A 788-nucleotide genomic window follows, 5' to 3' on the forward strand; every position below is an offset into this window, starting at 1 on the left:
CTTTCGCGTTAGCGGGACGGAGTCCTTTGTCCTCCAGCCATGTGGACGCGAAGGGGACAAACTCACCTCCCCGCCGCTGAAAAAGGGCCAGAGGGGATCCCTGCAGTTCCCTTGGTTGCCGCAAGGGAGAGGCTACGCCCGCTGTGCGATCGTAGACCGCGTAGTAGCTGACGCCGGCGCGGGCATAGTCTTTGCGTTTGCGGCCCAGCTCTTCCCCTTTGCGCTTGGAGACAATCTCAATGACCACATCCGGCGGCTTACCCATCTCCCAGACCAGGTAGGTGCGATCTTCCTTGCGCTCAAAGCTGGCGGGGGGAGCCACCTCCAGGCTGAGCGTCACATCGGGCATCAGGGGAGGCAGTTTGAGGGCATAGAACAGACCGACATTGGCCGTGGCCAAAAAGGGGATCGGTTCCCCGGTGTCTTTGGCCTTGGGCTGGAATGAGGTGTAGAGGGCACCGGTGAGCAGGCGCTGCAGCTTCTCCGAGTGAATGCTGTCCACAGGCTCATCGTCCTCGATGACCAGGTCACTAATATCCGGTGGCTCTGGCAGAGGAAATGCCGCCTCCGGCATCGAGGGCTGGACTGGGCTGGAGAGTGCGGAAACCATGCTCACCGGGATCCCTTGCTGGTGTTGCTAACTACGGACTAGGGCTCAGCTAAGGCTGCTGAGCTGTTTGCCCAGCAGGCGTAACCTTTTTCGAGGGTAACAAAAGTTTTCGGGAACATGATGGACATGCCACCGAAGCAGCGGATGCCGATCGCGTTAGCGGGACGGAGTCCAATCG

The 788-nt window shown here is 60.2% G+C and carries 1 protein-coding gene; it reads right to left on the bottom strand.

Going from position 1 to position 788, the window contains the following annotated elements; translation table 11 throughout:
- Positions 1-610, bottom strand: a 610-nt coding sequence (locus NW818_RS12830) for a Uma2 family endonuclease (protein WP_414424773.1), incomplete at its 3' end; no start/stop codon positions are given.
- Positions 611-788: the final 178 nt, after the last annotated feature.

The organism is Synechococcus sp. R6-5, assembly GCF_047461775.1.
GTDB lineage: Bacteria > Cyanobacteriota > Cyanobacteriia > Thermostichales > Thermostichaceae > Thermostichus.